Origin of the sequence: Vogesella mureinivorans (genome assembly GCF_007644035.1) — a bacterium.
GTDB lineage: Bacteria > Pseudomonadota > Gammaproteobacteria > Burkholderiales > Chromobacteriaceae > Vogesella > Vogesella mureinivorans.
Map to the genome: position 1 here is coordinate 1 of NZ_VMTV02000750.1, position 308 is coordinate 308.

Below are 308 nucleotides of genomic sequence, written 5' to 3' on the forward strand. Positions count from 1 at the left end.
AGCCGAACGATCCCTTCGAGGGCAAGGCGCTGGTGATGCACGTGCGCGAATGCGGCGACAGCCAGGTCAAGGTGCCCTTCCACGTTGGCGACGACCACTCGCGCACCTGGGTCATCACCCGCACCGACACGGGCCTGCGCCTCAAGCACGATCACCGGCACGAAGACGGCAGCGAGGACGCCTTGACCCAGTACGGCGGCGACACCGCCAGCGCGGGCACGGCCCAGCGCCAGGAGTTCCCGGTCGATCAGTTCAGCATCGACCTGTTCAACGCGCAGGACCGTGCGGTTTCGACGACCAACACCTGG

The 308-nt window shown here is 67.2% G+C and carries 1 protein-coding gene; it reads left to right on the top strand.

Annotation, left to right across the window (positions count from 1 at the left end; all coding sequences use genetic code 11):
• The coding region (locus FLQ44_RS18055) for a hypothetical protein (RefSeq protein ID WP_206208966.1) at positions 1 to 308 on the top strand (308 nt) is incomplete at both ends.